Origin of the sequence: Xanthobacter aminoxidans (assembly GCF_043193615.1) — a bacterium.
In the GTDB taxonomy this organism is placed as follows: domain Bacteria; phylum Pseudomonadota; class Alphaproteobacteria; order Rhizobiales; family Xanthobacteraceae; genus Xanthobacter; species Xanthobacter aminoxidans.
The window spans coordinates 122,417-136,535 of the sequence record NZ_JBAFUS010000009.1 but is presented as its reverse complement, the minus strand read 5'-3'; the positions used below and the strand labels follow the sequence as shown (position 1 = coordinate 136,535).

At 61.2% G+C, this 14,119-nt stretch carries 24 protein-coding genes; 11 read left to right on the top strand and 13 right to left on the bottom strand.

What is annotated here, in order from left to right; all coding sequences use genetic code 11:
* Nucleotides 1-53 precede the first annotated feature (53 nt).
* Together V5F74_RS25350 and V5F74_RS25345 are read right to left on the bottom strand one after the other, a co-directional pair.
* The gene (locus tag V5F74_RS25350; protein ID WP_394010466.1) at nt 54-1,202 is read right to left on the bottom strand and encodes a hypothetical protein; all 1,149 of its coding nucleotides are present in this window, start codon (nt 1,200-1,202) and stop codon (nt 54-56) included.
* Between the two features lie 366 nt (nt 1,203-1,568).
* Nucleotides 1,569-2,042, bottom strand: a complete 474-nt coding sequence (locus V5F74_RS25345; protein ID WP_394010465.1) for a hypothetical protein — start codon at nt 2,040-2,042, stop codon at nt 1,569-1,571.
* Between the two features lie 171 nt (nt 2,043-2,213).
* Between V5F74_RS25345 and V5F74_RS25340 the strand changes: the two genes are divergently transcribed.
* Nucleotides 2,214-3,752, top strand: a complete 1,539-nt coding sequence (locus tag V5F74_RS25340) for a protelomerase family protein (protein ID WP_394010464.1) — start codon at nt 2,214-2,216, stop codon at nt 3,750-3,752.
* A gap of 830 nt (nt 3,753-4,582) precedes the next feature.
* On the opposite strand, the gene V5F74_RS25335 is transcribed toward V5F74_RS25340, so the two are convergent.
* The 9 genes from V5F74_RS25335 to V5F74_RS25295 form a co-directional block, all read right to left on the bottom strand.
* Entirely contained in the window at nt 4,583-4,975 is a 393-nt protein-coding gene (locus V5F74_RS25335) for a hypothetical protein (RefSeq protein ID WP_394010463.1), read from the bottom strand.
* Nucleotides 4,962-5,420 (bottom strand): hypothetical protein, encoded by a 459-nt coding sequence (locus V5F74_RS25330; protein ID WP_394010462.1) that lies wholly within the window; start codon nt 5,418-5,420, stop codon nt 4,962-4,964. Before V5F74_RS25330 ends, V5F74_RS25335 begins: the two co-directional genes overlap by 14 nt.
* Before the next feature lie 233 nt (nt 5,421-5,653).
* Nucleotides 5,654-5,911 (bottom strand): hypothetical protein, encoded by a 258-nt coding sequence (locus V5F74_RS25325; protein WP_394010461.1) that lies wholly within the window; start codon nt 5,909-5,911, stop codon nt 5,654-5,656.
* A gap of 55 nt (nt 5,912-5,966) precedes the next feature.
* The gene (locus tag V5F74_RS25320) at nt 5,967-6,119 is read right to left on the bottom strand and encodes a hypothetical protein (protein WP_394010460.1); all 153 of its coding nucleotides are present in this window, start codon (nt 6,117-6,119) and stop codon (nt 5,967-5,969) included.
* An 11-nt stretch (nt 6,120-6,130) separates the two neighbouring features.
* Nucleotides 6,131-6,457 (bottom strand): hypothetical protein, encoded by a 327-nt coding sequence (locus V5F74_RS25315; RefSeq protein WP_394010459.1) that lies wholly within the window; start codon nt 6,455-6,457, stop codon nt 6,131-6,133.
* Between the two features lie 14 nt (nt 6,458-6,471).
* Entirely contained in the window at nt 6,472-6,699 is a 228-nt protein-coding gene (locus V5F74_RS25310) for a hypothetical protein (RefSeq protein WP_394010458.1), read from the bottom strand.
* A 10-nt stretch (nt 6,700-6,709) separates the two neighbouring features.
* Nucleotides 6,710-7,033: a hypothetical protein gene (locus tag V5F74_RS25305; RefSeq protein WP_394010457.1), complete on the bottom strand. Its 324-nt coding sequence runs from the start codon at nt 7,031-7,033 to the stop codon at nt 6,710-6,712.
* Between the two features lie 13 nt (nt 7,034-7,046).
* Nucleotides 7,047-7,295, bottom strand: a complete 249-nt coding sequence (locus V5F74_RS25300; protein WP_394010456.1) for a hypothetical protein — start codon at nt 7,293-7,295, stop codon at nt 7,047-7,049.
* Between the two features lie 14 nt (nt 7,296-7,309).
* A complete protein-coding gene (locus tag V5F74_RS25295) occupies nt 7,310-7,933 on the bottom strand; it encodes a recombinase family protein (protein ID WP_394010455.1) in 624 nt (207 codons plus the stop codon).
* A gap of 122 nt (nt 7,934-8,055) precedes the next feature.
* Here V5F74_RS25295 and V5F74_RS25290 point away from each other — a divergent pair, with 122 nt between their 5' ends.
* The 9 genes from V5F74_RS25290 to V5F74_RS25250 all read left to right on the top strand — a co-directional run bounded on the left by V5F74_RS25290 (nt 8,056) and on the right by V5F74_RS25250 (nt 10,612).
* On the top strand, nt 8,056-8,295 hold the full coding sequence (locus tag V5F74_RS25290) for a hypothetical protein (RefSeq protein WP_394010454.1): 240 nt from the start codon (nt 8,056-8,058) through the stop codon (nt 8,293-8,295).
* Between the two features lie 16 nt (nt 8,296-8,311).
* Nucleotides 8,312-8,575, top strand: coding sequence for a hypothetical protein (locus V5F74_RS25285; protein ID WP_394010453.1), 264 nt, complete (start codon nt 8,312-8,314; stop codon nt 8,573-8,575).
* A gap of 59 nt (nt 8,576-8,634) precedes the next feature.
* The gene (locus V5F74_RS25280; RefSeq protein WP_394010452.1) at nt 8,635-8,835 is read left to right on the top strand and encodes a hypothetical protein; all 201 of its coding nucleotides are present in this window, start codon (nt 8,635-8,637) and stop codon (nt 8,833-8,835) included.
* Nucleotides 8,836-9,000: 165 nt separating this feature from the next.
* The gene (locus V5F74_RS25275; protein WP_394010451.1) at nt 9,001-9,246 is read left to right on the top strand and encodes a hypothetical protein; all 246 of its coding nucleotides are present in this window, start codon (nt 9,001-9,003) and stop codon (nt 9,244-9,246) included.
* 9 nt (nt 9,247-9,255) lie between these two features.
* Nucleotides 9,256-9,468: a hypothetical protein gene (locus V5F74_RS25270; RefSeq protein ID WP_394010450.1), complete on the top strand. Its 213-nt coding sequence runs from the start codon at nt 9,256-9,258 to the stop codon at nt 9,466-9,468.
* A gap of 11 nt (nt 9,469-9,479) precedes the next feature.
* On the top strand, nt 9,480-9,734 hold the full coding sequence (locus tag V5F74_RS25265) for a hypothetical protein (RefSeq protein ID WP_203197105.1): 255 nt from the start codon (nt 9,480-9,482) through the stop codon (nt 9,732-9,734).
* 10 nt (nt 9,735-9,744) lie between these two features.
* Nucleotides 9,745-9,987: a hypothetical protein gene (locus V5F74_RS25260; RefSeq protein ID WP_394010449.1), complete on the top strand. Its 243-nt coding sequence runs from the start codon at nt 9,745-9,747 to the stop codon at nt 9,985-9,987.
* A 17-nt stretch (nt 9,988-10,004) separates the two neighbouring features.
* Nucleotides 10,005-10,277: a hypothetical protein gene (locus tag V5F74_RS25255; RefSeq protein ID WP_394010448.1), complete on the top strand. Its 273-nt coding sequence runs from the start codon at nt 10,005-10,007 to the stop codon at nt 10,275-10,277.
* Between the two features lie 23 nt (nt 10,278-10,300).
* Entirely contained in the window at nt 10,301-10,612 is a 312-nt protein-coding gene (locus V5F74_RS25250; protein WP_394010447.1) for a hypothetical protein, read from the top strand.
* A 126-nt stretch (nt 10,613-10,738) separates the two neighbouring features.
* On the opposite strand, the gene V5F74_RS25245 is transcribed toward V5F74_RS25250, so the two are convergent.
* A complete protein-coding gene (locus V5F74_RS25245) occupies nt 10,739-12,589 on the bottom strand; it encodes a 3'-5' exonuclease (RefSeq protein WP_394010446.1) in 1,851 nt (616 codons plus the stop codon).
* A 409-nt stretch (nt 12,590-12,998) separates the two neighbouring features.
* Between V5F74_RS25245 and V5F74_RS25240 the strand changes: the two genes are divergently transcribed.
* Nucleotides 12,999-13,361, top strand: coding sequence for a DUF736 family protein (locus V5F74_RS25240; RefSeq protein ID WP_394010445.1), 363 nt, complete (start codon nt 12,999-13,001; stop codon nt 13,359-13,361).
* 76 nt (nt 13,362-13,437) lie between these two features.
* Here the strand turns inward: V5F74_RS25240 and V5F74_RS25235 are convergent, their stop codons facing one another.
* Nucleotides 13,438-13,806, bottom strand: a complete 369-nt coding sequence (locus V5F74_RS25235; RefSeq protein ID WP_394010444.1) for a hypothetical protein — start codon at nt 13,804-13,806, stop codon at nt 13,438-13,440.
* Nucleotides 13,807-14,119 lie beyond the last annotated feature (313 nt).

Below are 14,119 nucleotides of genomic sequence, written 5' to 3'. Positions count from 1 at the left end.
CCGATTGAGCTCAACGATGCTCGAGGAGATCGTATAGCTCCCGCCCGGCCCGGTTATTCAACAATACACGAATACAAACCATACCTAGATCCCTCATTACGCTTTTTGCGTTCTAGCTCACACGAGCTCTCAGCACTTGATCCACAGTATCTGAAACTTGTTGACGGGGCCAATCCAGGCCCAGGGTGATACCAAAGGTTAAAGCAAATGCTCGTTGGGCCCGCTGTAGTGCCAGGAACAGGCTGCCGCCCTGTCGGAGTCGGGCTTTGAGCCCGGCTCTGGAGTCGCGCCCTTTTGCGCGCCGCCACTCCATCAACTATTTCCATTAAGGTTGGCGATTTGACTAGCGGGTTAAAATCTACCTTTGCCGCAATTTTTTGCGGCAATATATCCCCTTCAATCATAACACCACCATCATAGTCTTCGACTTCAATTGTCGCCCGGTACCTCAATGCGGCATCGAGCTCCGCGGTTCGCGTTCTAAATGCCTCGAGCAATTGCTCGTTTTTTATCCACGGGCAGCTTGCCACGAACCAATAATCTCTCCAAATTGCTTCGCAATTAAAAGCCCTAATACACATTTGCAATGCGCGAGTGGATAGATATGCTTTGAACTCCCAGATGAACGAACTAGCCTTCTGGCAGTACGAAGTCACCAGCTCATTTTCAGCTCTTTTGCGATCCTGCACTTCCCAAAGAGCTGCATTGCTTTTTTTCCAAGCCTGCCATTCAGCGTACCTTCTGGTGAAGGGCATTCGATCCTGTAAGTATGGGACTTGGAGCGAGTATATTGAACCACGTCCCATCGTCCATACGTCACCTTCCTCAATTGGAATCATTTTTGGATCGAACAGTCCAATGTAATGTGACCTTATAAATTGAAAATGCATTGCGCTCCGTTCTAACGCGATCTTCTTCTCGGCATCCGTCAAACTTGAACATCGTATCTGATCCAAATTTACCGCTAAATTCACGCTCTCAGGCACGGTGCATTTCACACCCCTAAGACAGAACGACAGCTCAGATTTGCTTGTCATCGTCGTGGTGTTCACTTGATATTTTGCATTGCGATCCCACTCCGCCACCACCGCCATAATTTTGCAGTATGATTTTTGCACGTCGGCCTCATCGGCCACAGATGAGGAGATGTGGCTGCTTGCAACAAGTAAAAATGTAGATACCGCGACTAACCAACAACGCATGGCAGTCCCCCCCTCGACATTCACGTGTTTATGAATCAGGGCCGCTCACGTCCAGACCTGTTTCCTGCAATGTCTTCGCGTCCGCGCATACGCCGCGGAGGACACCCGCGATATGTCATGCTCAAGCATAGCACACGCGTTCCACACTGTCTCGACGTGTTCATTGAATAGTACCAGCGCACGGGCGCGCCCAGGCTCTATAAGTCGCGCCGGCGCACCTGCCGATGTTCCTCCGCGCCGCCACCCCACTTCGTGCCCGCGACTGACCGATGTGCGCTCAATCGTGGATGCCGAGAAGGACCTATACAGGGAGCGGCGGCGGCCCGCCCCAAGAGGAGGCCGAGCGCGGCATCCGCCGCCCCCGGTCTATTGGCAACGCCAAATGAAATTTTGGCCGTTAGCGTCCAAGTTCGCTTCGCAAGTGACGGTCAACTTCTGCCCGAGCTTTTCGACAACAGCAAACCCACCTAATTTTTTCGCTTCCAGTTTCACCATCGTCACGTCCACCTTCGTGACGCCCTTTTCTTTGAGATACTCGCTGCGAATCTGCTCCTTCACCGAGGCGATGTCGTCCTCGTGGAAGTCGGGCAAGCTCAAGTAGTACCCAGCTCCAACCCCCAAAAACACAACGCCGACGATCGCGCCGATTCCCGCATAGGTCTTTGCCCCTTCTCGTGGCTTAACCAACGCCGATACAATCAACACGATCGCCGCGATGGGCCAGGCGAGAAAGCCGGCTCCGAACCACGGCCAAAACTCACGCTTCATCAGCAGGCTTGCGACAATGCCGATGAACGCACCACCCAAAATGCCCCAAGCAATTATGCTCCAAATGCTCATAGGACTTCCCCACCAGTTGCTCCATCCCGACGACGGAGCAGGCATTCGCGGCTTGCCGTCTGGCATCGCCCCCTTATGGTCAATTTTAACCGCGTGGGCCGGTCAATACTATTGACCGGACGGCCCATACCCGGTAAATTTTATCCGCAATCATTAAGGGGAAATGCCCTCATGTCCCGCCCACCTTCCCTGCGCCGGGCTATTGAAAAATTCAAGACCGACCTTGGAGAGGCGAAAAAATCCGACGCCGCGTTGCGAGAGATCCTTGCAGAGGCTCGTGACGCCGTTCTGGCGTACTACAGCGGCAACAGCGCCAAGCAAACAATCTACCTGTACCGCAAGGCTGCGCGCGAAGTCCTTGGCGAGGAGCACCCGACACTCGAAGAGTTGGTCTTCGTTCGTCTGCCAGAGGCCCGCGAGGAAGGTGAGACGGACAGCAAGGAGATTGCTGCGGAGCCCTCGATTGGATCAGCACCGCCCGCGCGCCAGCCCGCGCGACCGGCTGCCGTTGAGCAGAGCTTCGCGCCCGGACCAGCACCCGATACGACGCCGGCGGCCGCCAAGGTCTCCAGGGCGACGTTGAATGCTGCCGGCCGGCGCCCTCGGCTCCAGGAGACGATCGCGGCCTTTACCCAGCGACTGCGAGATGTGGAAAGCGAGCAAGAGGTTATTGACCTCTGGGCGAAAGAACTGGCCCTTCATACTCATTTGGCGCATTCTACGCAACTCAACTACATCGCCAAATACAGGGCTGATATTCGCAATGTCTATGGCGATGACAGCGATTTCCTAAAGGTCGTCGTCTCCCCTACTGACCTTGTAAACACCGTCACCTCTGCCCGTAACGCGGGAATTCTTGACGAGCACCGCAACTTGGTTGGCATCCGCCACTGGCGGAAGATCCTCGCTCGCGCAACGTCGCTGCTGAAGGCGGACGATCCACTTGCAATCGGCATCGGCCTGATCGTCCTCACCGGCCGCCGACCCGTGGAGATCTTCACGTCAGGCCTGTTCGAGCGCAGCCCCCTACCAAACGGCGTGCCCGGAGCGTTCGAGAAGTGGCAGGTGCTCTTCGCTGGACAGGCGAAGACCCGCGCGAAGGAAGGGACGCGATACGGCCAGGCCTACCACATTCCGGTGTTGGCGCCGGCGCGCCAGATCGTGGAGGCCTACGAGCGCCTGAGGAAGCACCCGAAGGCGCAGACGAGGCTTTCCGTCAGCTCCCGGACCGGTGACGCCGTCTACAAGACCATCCGCTGGGACAAGATGACGGCTGAAGAATTCGGCCGTGCGCTTCGGATGTCACTGCGCGAGGCCGTCACTGAGGCATTCGACGACCTGTGGCCGGAGACTGAACCTCTGACCCCCTACTCATTCCGCAGCCTTTACGTCACGGTGGCCTATCAGCAGTTCTGCTCGCGCCAAGTTTCCATGCCGAGCTACATCTGCGCCATCCTGGGACACTCCAATGAAGGCGGGAAGGGGCTTGAGACTGCCCACGCCTACATGGACTACTTCCTCATGGAGGAGGATGAGGAACCCAGCGCCGCCGCCGTTCGGCCTACCCGCCGGCGCCTGGACCAGGCCCGAGAGCGCATTCGCGAGCGGCTGGAGGCCATCGGCAAACTCCCGGCGGGAGATGCCGACAGCGATGAGCTCGAGGACTTGCAGGCCGATTTGGCAGACGCCTTAGGGGACAGCTCCCCATAAGAGACCGCCTGCCGCCCTTGGCGGCCGCGACCGCCTTCGCCTCCTATCAACTGGACGCCTCCCCTGCCGCCCGGTCTGCGCCGAGCACCAGGGCGTGCAGGATGGCGGATCAGCCTAGTGAATTAGCCAGAATCGAAAGCCCACCGGTTATAGCTGCGATGCCGCTCCAGAGCGCACCCTGCCTATTCAGCTTCCCGCTGTCCTGCAGGGCCGAGACCACCCCCACAATCCAGCCGTTCGACGCCTGGTTTTGATCGACCGGCTCGGACAGGCCACTTGGGAGATCTCCGACAGCCCAGCTCGGGCCGATCGGCACTGCCGACGCTCGGAACCAATAGAATGCTGCCACGAAAGCAGACAATGCACTCGCGAACCCGAAGACGGGTGACAGGGCTGACGCCATCCCCCACTCCCTATGTGGACCCATGCGGCCAACGCCGCGAAGCATCCTCGACAAGCGCCTTGTTCGTCTTTGCGTCGCTGCCGCCGTGCGCGCGGCAGTAGCTATCCCGAAGTGCCAAATAGCCCGGGAGAGATGGCTGCCCGGAGCCGGCGATAACCCCGCGGCATTTTCGGCCGTCATCAAGAATGGCGGAGCATTCTACCCACTCGAACTTTGTCTCATCTCGCCACGCCAAGTAGTCTTGGACGCTCGCCCCGAACAGTCCGGCGACAAACTCCGCAGGATTTGCTTCAAAGTCGCAAACGCCCTGTGGCGACAGCGGTACCTCCCGCTGCCCATAGGGGACTGGTGTGTAGAGCACCGAGCCCTTGATCTGGCCGAAAAAGCCAGGGTCACGGCTTCCCTTTGCGTTGGACATCCGTCCTCCTCAGTTGGAAGCCTTCGGCTTGATGAAACCGGCCTTATCCATCGCCTGGCGCAGCGCCTGCAGGCCCAGGAAAGGATCTGCAGCCGCCTCAAGTGCCAACGGATCTCCACGGCCCGCCAGGCGTAGCAGGAGGGCGCCGCACCGGTCCGCCATTCCCTCGGCGAGTTCCGTCGCCGCATTCGTCCCGGTCTGATAGCTCCGGAAGGCATGCACGGCGCCTTTCAGGACCTGCACCACCTCCTTTCCAGCGACTGCCCGAGCTTCGAGCACGTTGCCCAGCGCCACCAGCTCCGACCCGGCGCCGGTGGCGGCCGCCATGGCCACGCCCCGGAGCAGGAGATCCAACTCCTCCCGCGACACCGACAGGTACAGGCGCCCCTCAACCTCGCTCATGACCCGCTCCTCTGTTGGAGGCGCCGGCCTGCGCAGCAGACACCGCGCGCCGGCCCTCGTCGGTGTTAAGCCAATCGTCGGCAGCCCCCGACGTTTCGAAGCCGGCGCTCACGAGCAGACCGGCCCGTCGAGCGCGGGCGAAGTCCGCGTCAAGCCCTTGGCGACGAATCGCGGCGAGGGTGACATAACGTGGGTCGCACTTGCTCACGACCCGCGCCAATGACAGCAAGGCCTTTTGATCCACCACCGGCTCATCAGGGATCTCGCCTCGCGCTGCGGCCTCAGCCGCCTTGGCGGCGCCGGTGAAGCTGCTGAAGACGCGCACGCGTCCTCCTGGCGAGCGAACGATACCATGCTCCACGGTACGAGCCGCGAACGGCCGGGTGGTGGGCGCATGCTTGTAACCGTCGGCCGACCAGCCAGTAGCAGAGTAGATGACGCTCACGTCGCCCTTCCGCCACTCTGCCTGGCGATCATCGCTCCCAGCGGTCTCGGACCAGCCGACCGTCTCTTCCGCTGATGGCATGTTAGGGATCGTCAAATTCCACTCCTCAGTTGGAACCCGTGCCGGCGGGCCCCAGACATTCAACGACAGCTCTCGCAGGTCGCCGGCCGGCCGTCGTCCCCGATCAACTCGCCTACCCACCACCACCAGGCGCAGCGCAGCCGCTCCGGAAATCAAAGGCTGTTCGCTTGCAAGTATTCCTTCACAGCCCATGCAGCTGCCACGTACCGATCGATGGCGCTATTAAATGGATGATCCTCATCATCCATCGACACGCCCAATTTCTCGCGCATGTGCTGGCCCATTTGGTCCGGATTAAACCCCGGCTTCTGCACAACTTCATGCAGCACTTTATAAAATCGCTCGCCGTCGCTGGGATGGCCGGTATGCCATGTATCGACTGCGAGGAAAGCATCGAATGCCTCGTACATCACTCTTCCTCCTTCGTGCGGTTGTTGGACCGGCTCTTAGCTCAAGATCCGCTCCTCAGCTGGAAGCCATCTGGATGAGCGCGAGCACCAGGGTGAGGGCCAGCCCCGCGGCGCCCGCGAGAAGGCCGCCGGCGAACAGCCAGGCCCATCCCCGCCCAAGCCCCGCCCGGATCGCGCCATAGGCGTCCAGCATGTCTTGCGTCACCATCAAACCGCTCCTCAGATGGAAATGGCCCTCTCGCAGAGATCCTCGAAATCATCGCCAACCAGGAGCAAGCCGGCATCCTCATCGGAGGGATCGAACACCACCCACGGCGCAGGCAAGTCGAGCCGAGCCGCCGCATCCGCCGCGCGGTCACGGATGGCAGGGGCCACCCCAATGCGCTCGAAGATATGCCACGGCATGACGAGGCAGCCCGCCGCCTCCACGCGCTTACGCAGCTCGGCACAGTCCTCGGTTTCGAAAAACAGGCACTTCCCTTCGTCCGCCGCCGCCAGCTGCGCCGCGAACATCTCCTCAGCGGTGAAGTATTGGTACTCTGACATCTGTCCGTCCCTCCTTAATGGATGCCTCTGCAGCTCATACAAGGCGCAGGCTGGTTCGCTTCGTCCAGCAACTCGCCGCACTCACACCACCAGCCGCATTCGCCGCACTGTTCCAGGTTCGTGTCGAGCATCAGGTCTTCGGCCTGCTCCTCCGTGAGGTCCAGCCGCCGGGCGATAACGGCGATGCTCTCGCAGGTTCCTTCGTAGGACCACGCGATGTCCTTCTGCTCCTGCGTCCACACGGTTTGCTCCTCAGTTGGGGTAGGTAGGCTGGAGGTCGCCGTTCACGACAGCTCGGACGAGGCTCTCGAAGTCAGCCATGTGCATTAGGCCACAGCCCCCCTTCGCGACCGCGATGCCGTCGTAAAAGGCTCGCAAGGTGACGATCGCCGAGCGGCCTGTCGGCTTCCCTTCTACGATCTCCATAGACAAAACATGCCCGAGCGGAGGCCGGTCCTCGTCGTCGCTCGGCGCGACAAAGCAGGGCTCGTCTGGCGCCATCGGCATGAAGAATAAGCCGTCCTCGTTCCGGGGCACCAGCCGCTCGAACTCCTCCAGCATGTCCTGCGTAATCACCGCCTTTCCCTCCTCAGTTGGAAGCAGCCAGCAGCTCTTTGCCAGCTAGGGTCGGCTCGAACATCCGGCGGGTGGCGTCGAAGTCCGCCGGCTGCATCAAGCCCTCGGTCATGCCGGAGGGGATGACCAGGCGATGCGCAGCGCCCACCAAGACGAGCGCCGTGGCAGCATCATGAGGTCCACGGACGAAGCCCTCATGATGCTCGTTCTCTACAATCCAGCGCAACGCCTGCACGGCGGCCTTCGCGACAACCTCGGACATTAAGCACTCCTCATTCAGCTCTCGCCGATCTCTTTAGCCTCAAGGGCTGCCAATTCAGCTCGGAGATCGTCCCCGTTATTGTAAAGAGTTGACTTACTGACGCCGACCAGCGGCGCGATCTTGGTAAATGTGAACCCTTTGCGCATGTGATCGATCACCATCGCTCGCTTCTCGGGCGGCAGTGTCGAGCGGCGGCCCGGCATTTTGCCTCTCTCTTTTGCCGCCGCAATGCCCGCCTTAGTGCGTTCCACGATCATGTCGCGCTCGAGCTGGGCGAATACTCCAATCAGATGGTACATCGCCTTGCCGATGGCGCTCGATGTATCGATCTGCTCCGTCAGCGAAATCAGCTCCGCACCCTTCGCTCGCACCAGGTCTGCGGTCTGGATCAGTTCGGACAAATTCCGGCCAAGACGGTCGATTTTCCAAACCACCAGCTTTGAGCCAGGCCTTAGTGCTTTGAACGCCGCCGTCAGGCCGGGGCGGCGCTTCATGGTTGCTCCGCTCAAAGCCTCATCGGTAAAAATTCGGTCCCTTTCAACGCCGTACCGCGTCAGCGCATCCATTTGCAGATCAAGACGCTGATCGTCCGTGGACACCCTGGCGTAGCCGTATATGGCAGGCTTTTGCTGTCTCATATCTCCAATTTAACACGAGAAAGTCGGGCCTGAAACATTTTTTGGAACGAATTGGTGGAATGCCGATTGACGGCCAATTCTTTTTTTGGAATGATTTGTTGGACAACAAAGGGACGTGACCAATGACCGATAGCGCAGTTTCCACCCTCAATTCGCTTGGTCACGGGAAATGGACCGAGAGCTATTCCGGGGGCATGTTAAGCAACCCTGACCCACTGTTCGGCGGAATTGTCGATAGTGCCATTGTGACGGGCGAGTGGTTCATCATCTTCAACGCACCGTCGCTCAAGGCGCTGGACGGCTTTCCCACCCGCGAAAAAGCGGCGGAAGCTTTCGCGGCTTCCATTCCAGCCTCCAACTGAGGGAGGTACGAAGACCATGGCAATCAACGATGATCTTCCCGGAGGCACCATGAGCACACTGCCGGAAATGGCTGATAAAATTAGCTTCGCCACCGACGAGCGGCAGGATGGCAGCACCTATGACGTTGCCCGTCTCTGGATAGGTGGGGTGCTTTTCTCTGCTGATCTGATGCCACAGGTCGAGGCGATCACGCGGCGGATCGCGGCGGAAGCAGGGCTGGAGATCACCGACAACCGCCGCGCAGCGGGCCGCGCGGCTCATTTTTCGGGTTCCAACTGAGGGACGGATTTCCCACCCGTGAAATAGCGGCGGAAGCCTTCGTGGCCCGGAGTCAGAATATGCAACGTGTAAATCTCAACATTGGCGACCGCATCACATTCAAGGCTGCGACACGCGACAGCTACAAGAAGATGACCCGCGTCGTCACCGGGTTTTGGCCCAATGGCTGCCCCACTGTCCGCGCCCACGGCTGGTCTGATTTTGTCGTGGGCTGGAATGAAATATTGGCAGTGCTGCCGACTGAGAACGGCCGTTCCTGAAAATACAACAACCGCCGGCAGCTCGACGCGCACCGCTGTCGGGCTTGGCCGCAGGTAGCCACTACCAACTGAGGGACCAGCCGATGATTTTCCAGGTCCACTACGAGGTGCTTCGCTCGGTCGATTACGCCTCGTGCCTGTGAATTCCAACTGAGGGACGATCAAATGGCGAACCCTCGTCTGAACGTCACGGAACAACGGGAGCTGCGCCACCTCTCCGCGATCCGTGCCGCTGGAGGCACCCTTCCTGTTGTCACGGGCGCGGCGGGCACCGGCATTGACGGCCGCAGCGCCAAGGCACTGGCAGGCAAGGAGATGGTCCGGCTGAGTCCGGACGGCGGGAAGCTCCTGTGCATCCTGACCGACCAGGGCGCGGCACGCCTCGCTGCCCTATTGCACAAATCCAGCTGAGGGACGCCCATGTCCGACTTCACCAAGACCGCTGCGGCCCTCCTGAAAGAGCCCCGCTACATCACCCGCGAAGAGGCGGAAGCCGCCGCCGCTGTGCTCCGCGCCTGCAACGGGCACGATCTCGACACCTGGTCGAACGGCGAGTTTGACGAAGAAGCACTCGGCGGCATGGGCGCCGACTTTCTCACCGCCGTGCGAAATCCGCGCCGCGTTTCCAACTGAGGACCAACACGATGGACCCGAACTATCTCGGCTGGTGGTACGCGACAGGCCCCGACAAGCCGTTCGCTCCCAGCGACCCTGCCTTCAACATCCACCACGTGGTGGCGGATGACAGCGCCACCACCGGCTGCGTCACGATCCGAAACGCCTGCGGCCAGACCTTCGCCCTGTCCCGAGATCTGATCGCGAAGATTGGTTCGCCTGCCGGGATGATCTGGGATCGCAGCCAGCGAGCCTATGTGCCGCTTGCCGGCGCGTCCTGCTGAGGGGTCGATCATGCCCGAGATGATCGACTGGAATCTCACCAACGCCGGCTCCTTCTGGTTGTTCGAGCCCCGTACCGATGAAGCTGCCGATTGGGCCGCCGAGCACTTCGATGAGGAAGCCAGCCTCGATCAATTCGGCAACTACTTGGTCGAGCCACGGTACGCCATAGACCTTGCGCACACCCTCTGTGAGGAAGCCGGTCTCACCATCACCATCGACGGGCGAGAAGTCGCGTCCATCACGCCCAACTGAGGCGAGAGACCTCAACCATGAACAAGCAGCGCCGAAAAGCTATCGAGCACTTTCGCAAGCGGTTGGACGGGCTCAAGCTGGCGGCCGAGGAATTGCGCAGTGACATCGAAGCGCTGCGCGATGAGGAACAGGAATACTACGACAACATGCCTCAGAGCTTCCAGGACGGAGAGAAGGGGCAAGCGGCCGAGGCCGCAGTTTCCTCCTTCGACGAAGCCATGTCCGCCCTAGACGAGATCGAAAGCCAGGTCGGCGAGGCAGATGGTCATCTTGAACAGGCCGCGGCCTGAGCGCGCCAAGTGAAGGACCGGCCATGAAGATGCCTGCTCCCTACTGGACCATGATCTACTCGGCATCCCGGCGGGCGCACCATCACCGCTGTCGCGGCTGCAACCGCATTATTCAGGATGGCGAGCCTGTCCTCATGGCCCGGATTGTGAGCCGCAAGACCAAGTGCCTCCACGAGGCATGTGCGGATCGTGCGAGCTTCGGGGGCTACACCGAGCGCCAGTATCTGGAAGCGCATGGCATGGCCTATCTCGCAGAATGCGGCTGGAAGGACGCCGTACATTTCATGGCGACCGCCCCCATCTGCAAACCTGGCGACAAGATCTCCAACCAGTAGCCCTTGCATCCAGATAGGCCCAGAAACGCGAAAGGCCGCCCCTGGCGGCCTTTCTCATGTCTGAGGCCCCGCAAGGATGCCTGACCGGCCGAAGCCCGCCCGTGCCTCGCGCAAGGGCGTTCAGCTTCACATCGACATGGCCTCGGCGGTCGCCTGCTTCGCACGGCTATCGCGGCCGGTGAGCGCGGCCATTGCGACCGCCAGCCCCTGGATGCGGCCTGCGTTCACGGCCTCGGCCGGAATGAAGGCTCGCACGGCGGTGCATCCCGCCTCGATGTGCGGGCCGGACGTGAGCCACACTTGTGCGGCGGGATGGGACCCGGCCATTTTCCCGACCGGCGCGGCAAGGCCCCGCGCGCCCCCGGTCTGGGCATCTTCGACAATCTCCTCGACCAGCACGCCAAACTTGCCGTTCTGCTCGACGATGAAGCACGAGCGATCGCAGAGAACTTGGCGAAGCGGCTCCATCACCGCCTCGGGCGGCTGCGGCCCGTCATCGTCGTAATCACCCTGCATGTCGCCGAGGAAGCGGCAGTCCTCCACCTGACGCACCTCCACACGCGGGGCCGTGGACACACGAATGACCTTCTCAGCGGCCGCCGATGGCGCCGCGGCCGCCTCCCTGAGCGCTGCCTGCAGGGTCTTGTTGATGTTCAGTTCCTTTCGGGCCCGCGTGGCGCCGACGTACAGCAGATTCAGCTCCTCTCGGTACTCATCGACCTTGCCGGCGCTGCGCGCTTTCGCAAACTCCTCCCAATCGAAGCACTCACCGAGCTCGACGGTGTCCCACTCGAGCCCCTTCGAGCGATGCAAGGTGGTGAGGACGAGATCTGCCTCCTCGGCCGGTCCCGACCGCAACGACAGCTCCGCCAGCCGCTGGGGAAGGACCACATCCTCGTTTTGAACGAGTTTGATGATCGCCTTGAGCTCCGGATCGTTGATCTGCTCGGCATACGCCACCACCCGGTCGAAGCTCTTGAGCTTCCGGATCTCGGAATCGCGGATTTCGCCGCCGGTGTGCGCATAGAGCCGATGGACATCGAGGATGCGTTCCATCCGATAGTTCTCGAGGCCCCCCTTGCCCACAAAGTGGAGCTTCTTTCCCGGCGAGTTGATCGCCTTCTGGATGACGCCGGCGTTGGTGCGCGCGAGGAACGTATAGGCGCCGCCCGGCGACGCCCCATGCTGCACGGTAGACGACGCCCCACAGCCCTCCAGGAGCTTTTGCTCGCCCAACTGCCGCAGGACCGCGTTTGCCGCTGCAGCGACCTCCGGACCGAAGCGGTAGCTCTTCGTCAGATAATGGCGCGCGCCATCGAACTGCTGCAGGGCGTTGACCGCGCCCCTGAAGCTGTAGATGGATTGAAAAGGATCTCCGACAACGACCAGCGGCTTCTGCTGCCGCATGAGAATGCCGAGAGTGACCGGGTTTACGTCCTGGGCCTCGTCGAATATCAGCCCGTCAAACGGCACCGGCCGCCGCTCCAGGGCGAAGATTTTCAGATACCCGTCATGGGGCATCAGAATGTCTCTGTTCCGGGGATTGCTCATCCCGGCCCAGACCTCTTGCGCCAGCGGCAACGCTTCGGAGGCGCCCGCGACAGCCTCGAGGCTGTCTTCGTCCGAGTTGAAGAACCGCTTCAGCAGGTCCAGAGCTTTGCCTGCCTCCTGGAAGCTGACGCCGAAGGCCTCGGATATATCGACGGCCTTGGGATCGCCGACTTTCCCTCGATAGCGGTACCCGACAGCCCTGTATGCGAGACCATGGCCGGTCAAGGGCGTGACATTCTCCGGAAAGCGCTCCAGGGCGTCTTCTCGGTTGGCCTTGTTGAAGACGAGGTAGCCATACTTCATGCGCTCCCTCGCCCGGGTGTAGCCGACCATCGTGGTCGTCTTCCCGGTGCCGGCCCTGGCTTCCACCACCAGGCGCTCGTCCTGCGATTTGATGATGGCACTCTGCTCCTCAGACCAACGCATGGCGAAATCTCCGGTCAAGTCCGCTCAGCATAGCTTATCATCATTGATCGCGGCTTGTCGCACGGCCATATTCGGCTGTGACGGCGCTCGGCGGACGGCCTGTTCACCGCGTCCTTTTTGAAGGGTCCAACGATGAAATCCAGCGCGACGCCTTTTCTCCAAGCGGCGGACCGGTTCGACCAACGTGCTGCAAACGCGCGATCTTCCTATGCCCAGGCGGCATGGAGCATCACTGCTGACGTGTTTCGCGAGGTGGCGGCCGAGCAGCAGCGCGCCCAGCCGCCAGAGCCGGGAGCGCCTGACCCGGCCGCCGAATAGCGCCCCTTGCCACCGCCAAAGCGACGATTAGTATTGGTTTGGGTCGGCTTATCGCCGCTCATCATTGTTCATCATAGGGATAGGAGCACACATGGCGGAGCAGAAGGTCAATACCATCGAATTTGACGACAAGCGCGAGCACGCCTCCGGCTGGATTGCCACCCACTGGTGCGACTTCCAGTTCGAGGCCCACATTGACCCTGACGCGCGCAATTCCAATCGCCCGCTCTACCGGGTTTTCGGGCGGTCGCCCAAGGGTACGCCAATCGAGATCGGCGCGATCTGGGAGCGCAAGAACCGGGAGAATGGCAACATCTACCTCTCCCTGCAGATCCGTGACACGGGCGTTGAGGGACGCGAGTACAACGGCAACATCGGCCGTCTGCCCGGCTCCCACACCTCGAACGACGATCTCCTCCTGGCGATCATCGAGAGCCGCCCCGTCGCGGCCTGATCCGCAGAGCCGTGCCAGAACAACAAAAGGGCCGCCCAGGGGCGGCCCTTTTCGTTTCAGCGATGCTCCAAGGGCGTCAGCTTGTGGCCCACATCAACACCCAGCTGACCACGTAGGCGCAGACCAGCCCCACCAGCAGGACCGTCATCGGAGACACGGGACGGGTGCCCACGGCCCACCGCATCGCCTCCACCACCACCAGCACGAGTGCGGTCGCAAGCCACGTCGCCACAGACACCGCCGCGGCAGCGTCGAACCGAAGACCGGAATGGCTGGCGACGGACACGAGGTGATCGACGAGGGTCAGAAGCGGGACCTCGAGCAGCCAAAGGCTGAGGACGGCGACGACCGCAACGAGAAACTTGGTGAGCTCCTGCGCGGCCCAGCCCGTGACCAGGGCCGGCCGCATCCCTGGGAAGTCGAACGTCTGATTGCGATCGCTCATGTGGAGAATGCCTCCCTTCGGTCGGAACCGCCCGGAGGCCAGTCCCGCGCGGCTTCACCGCTTCTTATCGTTGAGCCCACTGCCATCCTATCACCGTAGCGCCTTCCGGCACTTCTGTCCGCTCCACCCGCCGGCAGCGGAACCGCCCGACCATTCGAGCGCCCGGCCGCGCGGGACGGAACTCGAGGATTTCATAGGCCGTGCGACCGCGAGCCGCCATCAGGTACATCCCGATCGTGGGCAAAGGTCCATCCCAGGCGTTCACGGTCAGGGTCACATCCTGGCCCACCGCTCACCCCTCTGCAGCCATTCA

Coding starts and splice junctions, on each gene's coding strand:
- V5F74_RS25350 (WP_394010466.1), bottom strand. CDS start 1,202: ATGCGTTGTTGGTTAGTCGCGGTATCTACATTTTTACTTGTTGCAAGC.
- V5F74_RS25345 (WP_394010465.1), bottom strand. CDS start 2,042: ATGAGCATTTGGAGCATAATTGCTTGGGGCATTTTGGGTGGTGCGTTC.
- V5F74_RS25340 (WP_394010464.1), top strand. CDS start 2,214: ATGTCCCGCCCACCTTCCCTGCGCCGGGCTATTGAAAAATTCAAGACC.
- V5F74_RS25335 (WP_394010463.1), bottom strand. CDS start 4,975: ATGAGCGAGGTTGAGGGGCGCCTGTACCTGTCGGTGTCGCGGGAGGAG.
- V5F74_RS25325 (WP_394010461.1), bottom strand. CDS start 5,911: ATGTACGAGGCATTCGATGCTTTCCTCGCAGTCGATACATGGCATACC.
- V5F74_RS25320 (WP_394010460.1), bottom strand. CDS start 6,119: ATGGTGACGCAAGACATGCTGGACGCCTATGGCGCGATCCGGGCGGGG.
- V5F74_RS25315 (WP_394010459.1), bottom strand. CDS start 6,457: ATGTCAGAGTACCAATACTTCACCGCTGAGGAGATGTTCGCGGCGCAG.
- V5F74_RS25300 (WP_394010456.1), bottom strand. CDS start 7,295: ATGTCCGAGGTTGTCGCGAAGGCCGCCGTGCAGGCGTTGCGCTGGATT.
- V5F74_RS25295 (WP_394010455.1), bottom strand. CDS start 7,933: ATGAGACAGCAAAAGCCTGCCATATACGGCTACGCCAGGGTGTCCACG.
- V5F74_RS25290 (WP_394010454.1), top strand. CDS start 8,056: ATGACCGATAGCGCAGTTTCCACCCTCAATTCGCTTGGTCACGGGAAA.
- V5F74_RS25285 (WP_394010453.1), top strand. CDS start 8,312: ATGGCAATCAACGATGATCTTCCCGGAGGCACCATGAGCACACTGCCG.
- V5F74_RS25280 (WP_394010452.1), top strand. CDS start 8,635: ATGCAACGTGTAAATCTCAACATTGGCGACCGCATCACATTCAAGGCT.
- V5F74_RS25275 (WP_394010451.1), top strand. CDS start 9,001: ATGGCGAACCCTCGTCTGAACGTCACGGAACAACGGGAGCTGCGCCAC.
- V5F74_RS25270 (WP_394010450.1), top strand. CDS start 9,256: ATGTCCGACTTCACCAAGACCGCTGCGGCCCTCCTGAAAGAGCCCCGC.
- V5F74_RS25265 (WP_203197105.1), top strand. CDS start 9,480: ATGGACCCGAACTATCTCGGCTGGTGGTACGCGACAGGCCCCGACAAG.
- V5F74_RS25260 (WP_394010449.1), top strand. CDS start 9,745: ATGCCCGAGATGATCGACTGGAATCTCACCAACGCCGGCTCCTTCTGG.
- V5F74_RS25255 (WP_394010448.1), top strand. CDS start 10,005: ATGAACAAGCAGCGCCGAAAAGCTATCGAGCACTTTCGCAAGCGGTTG.
- V5F74_RS25250 (WP_394010447.1), top strand. CDS start 10,301: ATGAAGATGCCTGCTCCCTACTGGACCATGATCTACTCGGCATCCCGG.
- V5F74_RS25245 (WP_394010446.1), bottom strand. CDS start 12,589: ATGCGTTGGTCTGAGGAGCAGAGTGCCATCATCAAATCGCAGGACGAG.
- V5F74_RS25240 (WP_394010445.1), top strand. CDS start 12,999: ATGGCGGAGCAGAAGGTCAATACCATCGAATTTGACGACAAGCGCGAG.
- V5F74_RS25235 (WP_394010444.1), bottom strand. CDS start 13,806: ATGAGCGATCGCAATCAGACGTTCGACTTCCCAGGGATGCGGCCGGCC.